Genomic DNA, 4,527 nt, shown 5'->3' on the forward strand with positions numbered 1-4,527 from the left:
GGTATTAATCCGGTTTTCACCGGGCTATCCCCCACTACTGGGCAGGTTCCTACGCGTTACTCACCCGTCCGCCGCTCGTCAGCATCTAGCAAGCTAGATCTGTTACCGCTCGACTTGCATGTGTTAAGCCTGCCGCCAGCGTTCAATCTGAGCCATGATCAAACTCTTCAGTTTAATCTCTCAAGTGATTCCAAAAGGAATCTAAATTTTGCTCAAGTAAAACTACTGTATAAAACAATTACTGTTTACAATAAATGAATTCACAGAACGTTGACTTGATAATCTCTTAATAGCTAGAAATTCCTAAGAACTTCAAAGCTTTAACGTGACATCATCTCAGTCAGCGCCCACACGAATTGCTTGGTTAATTTTTAAAGATCGGTGCTTGACGAACTGCTTCGTTCCCTCAAGCGAGGCGCGTATTCTACAGAGCCTCACATTCTTGTCAACGACTTTTTTGAAGTTTCTGATTTATTTTTTGAAGCCAATAAATCAGCAAAAAGTCATCAACAAAACCAGGTACTTATATAGCCAATATTTCCGCTAACCCGGCTCGTGTTCGCTTTTCGTTCAACCCTTGCCGGCCGTCTCTCAAAGCGAGCGCGCATTATAAATATCTCGCCCTGATGCGCAAGCCTTAATTTAAATTTTCTTCTTCGAGACTTCGAGCTCGAAGGGAGTTGGCAAAATCGTAATACATTTGACGGTTGTTTATAGTTTCGCCGTTGTATTGCGCACCAGTTAGCAGTACTCAAAGCAGCACTCAATTACACTTCGCCAACTTTTATTTGATCACGCAACGATCAACCTAACTTCATTACAAATGGTTTCAGTTTTCGTGCCTATGCAAACACTTAACAAGCTTCGACTCGCCGCGCGCACATTAGTCCTACTAACACTATCAATGCTCGGGGCTACTAACATTTATGGCGCACCCGGCGACGTACTCGAAACACTGACCATTTCCAACTCCGAAGCGACAGGCGTGCCGTCACCTACCGGATATCAGGGTATCGCCACCTACAACGGTTACTTATGGGTAGTCGATGTTTGGAGCGATCGCATCTATCGCGTGTATCCCGAGACGGTTTTTGATGAAGATGAAGTTACCGTTCTTAACAACCCAGGCGACAGCGACTTCAACATTCCAATTCCAGACAACATTCCTAATGGACTGCCATTTTGCGACAACCAGGCCACGTGTCGAGGCGGCGGCTCTTTGACCTTCGCTCGCAACTTCTTCTGGAATGCCAGCCCTGTTACGGACGATATTGTTAAGTTAGATCCCGTCGACGGGGATAATCTAGAAACAGAAAACACCCTGGACACCATGCCATTCCCTTCACCACTAGGAATGACATTTGACGGCACCCATTTTTGGATCGTCGACTGGCAGTCGAACACCATCAACAAAGTACTTCCAGAAGATGGCTCGGTTATTGACACCATACCAGGCCCATCGACACTTCCGGCTTGTGGATCGCAACCCTATGACAATGTCCAATTCTGCGCACGACCATTCGGAATCGCTTGGGACGGGATCGCGCTGTGGGTAACGGAACGAGAAGAGCAACGAATTTACCGCATTAATCCGGCCAACGGCGACATACTCACCTATCTAGAGAACCCGTCTTTTCTCAATGATCCTCTCGGCCTAGCATGGGATGGCCAGTTCTTATGGGTGACTAACCGAGACAACGATAGCGCTTCGAGCATTCATAAAGTTGACAGCGGCATAACGCCGTTCGGCATTATGGGTTGCGTAGAAAAAAATGGCATTGGCATCGATGGGGATGTCTTGCTTAGCCAAGCAGCACAAAGCGATCAGTCAACAGCCACCGATAGAGATGGCTGCTTTTTGTTTGCCGATTTCGCATCAGGGGTTCCCCTGAGCGTTGAAATTAGCGAGTCAGGAAATGACAAAAAGCCGATTTTAACTCTCGTAGGCGAAGATGTAACACTCATCGTTGGGGACAGCTATTCAGACCCTGGCGTGATAGCTACTGACGAAGAAGACGGCGATATCTCAAGCAGCGTTACTGCAGTGCCAGATATTCTTAATGTACCTACATTAATAGATACATCGGTTCCCGGCCCTGCAGAAGGCACATTAATAACCTACAACGTAATTGACTCTGCTGGTAATGCCGCTGACCCAATCACCCGAACTGTGTACGTGCTTGAAGTCGACGTCATCCCACCCGTTATTACTTTAAATGGCGACAACCCGCTATACGTTGAACAGGGATCCAGCTACACCGAACCTGGCGCCGTAGCAATTGATGCACGAGATGGAGACATCAGCAACAACCTAACCATTACAGGCTCGGTCAACTCTGCGGTAGCAGGTACCTACTCCCTTGACTACGATGTTACAGATGCTACCGGCAACACTGCGATAACTGTAACTCGTACAGTTGTCGTTCAAGATACGACAAAACCGTCAATCACCTTGCTCGGCACAAGCCCATTAACACTTGAAAAGGGTGATACCTACATTGAATCCGGCGCGACTGCGACTGACAACATTGATGGAGACATAAGCGGCAGCGTCGCAATTGCAGGCTCGGTGTCGACAAACCTAACCGGAACGTATGTCTTAACGTATAACGTTTCAGACGTGGCAGGCAATGCGGCAACCACAGTGACTCGCACTGTTCAGGTTCAAGATACAACCGCACCCGAGATAACCTTATTTGGTGCGACAGACATTGACCACGAGCTTGAACAACCTTTTTCCGACCCAGGTTACAGCGCAAGCGACGTACCAGGTGAAGATCTGACCGGAAGCGTCATCATTACAGGAAGCGTCGATCCAGATACGACAGGCATTTATACCCTAACATACAACGTAACTGATGCGGCCGGGAATGCCGCAGTAGCGCAAACCCGCACTATTAATGTCGCCGACAGAACAGCACCCGTTTTATCCATTATTGGCGACAATCCTTTGGAGCATGAGCTTGGCGCTGCATATACGGAACAAGGGGCTACAGCGATTGATGCAATAGACGGAGATCTCTCTGGCGCAATTGCTATCGCAGGAGATACAGTAGATGGTTTCCTCACTGGAACCTACATCGTAACGTATGACATCGCAGACGCCGCAGGTAATGCTGCGCCGACACAAACTCGCACAGTTAACGTTGCTGACACAACGCCCCCGCTAGTTACCTTGTTAGGCAGCCCAATTGTAGAACACGAATTGGGAACGGTTTATACCGATGCCGGCGCTACTGCGTCAGATAACATAGACGGCGACCTTACAGGCATTATTACTGTCGGGGGAGACACCGTTAACACCAATGTTGCTGGGGACTATATCCTCACCTACTCAGTCGTTGATGCTTCAGGCAACCCCTCTTCGGTCGTCACACGACTTGTCCAGGTAGCAGATCGAACCATTCCAACCATCACAATTTTGGGCGACAACCCTCTCCAGCATGAGGTTGCGACCATTTTCAACGACCCTGGTGCGACGGCCAACGACAATATTGATAACGATATTACATCACGAATTGGTGTTACGGGCAGCGTCAATGCAGGGCTCGTTGGGAGCTACACGCTTACCTATAACGTCACCGATCTATCCGGTAACGCAGCCACCACCGTGACACGCACTGTAAATGTAGTCGACACAGGAACACCGACCATCACATTGCTTGGCGATAACCCGATTCTGCATGAACTGCAAACGCCATTTACTGATCCTGGCGCGACCGCTTCTGATGACGCCGATGGCGATTTGGGCAGCGTGACGGCAACAGGATCCGTTGACGAGAATACTGCAGGCACCTATACCCTCACCTATGATATTTCCGACTCGCAAGGAAACCCAGCGCCGACTTTAACTCGAACAGTCATCGTGGCTGACCGCACGGCCCCCGTCATTTCTCTAAATGGCGCCGCTACGGTACAACACGAGCAAGGCACCGCATATACAGATTCAGGCGCAACAGCGGTAGATATCATCGATGGCGATTTGACGCTCGCGATTAACGAAAGCGGCACAGTCGATTCAAATACACAAGGCACATACATCCTAACTTACGATGTATCTGACGCCGCAGGCAATGCCGCAACGCAAGTTACGCGCACCGTCAATGTGGTCGACACGACCATCCCAGTCATCACGCTACTTGGCTCTGATCCTGTCGATCACGAGGTAGGCACGGTTTACACCGATGCCGGCGCAACCGCTTCCGATAACATCGATGGTGTTATCACCGGTAACATTGGCGTGACTGGCAGCGTCAATGCCAGCGTCATTGGCACGTATTCGCTTACTTACAACGTGCAAGACTCGTCGGGCAATGCGGCGGCGACCGTGACACGTACTGTGAACGTCGTCGATACCGGCGCGCCGACCATTACCCTACTGGGCAGCAACCCGATCCTGCATGAACTGCAAACGCCATTTACTGATCCTGGCGCGACCGCCTCCGATGCAGCCGATGGCGATCTATCTGGTTCCATCGTCCCAACTGGCGCTGTCGATCCAAATGTTGCAGGCACTTATACACTCAC

General features: G+C 49.8%; 1 protein-coding gene and 1 rRNA gene. One reads left to right on the plus strand and one right to left on the minus strand.

Annotated features, from left to right (window positions below; translation table 11 throughout):
* A 16S ribosomal RNA gene (locus A3751_RS12775) occupies nt 1-174 on the minus strand; the annotation flags it as partial.
* Nucleotides 175-844: 670 nt separating this feature from the next.
* On the opposite strand from A3751_RS12775, the gene A3751_RS12780 reads away from it, so the two are divergent.
* On the plus strand, nt 845-4,527 hold a 3,683-nt coding region (locus tag A3751_RS12780; protein ID WP_197466324.1), incomplete at its 3' end, for a DUF5011 domain-containing protein.

It is taken from the genome of Oleiphilus sp. HI0080 (assembly GCF_001635135.1).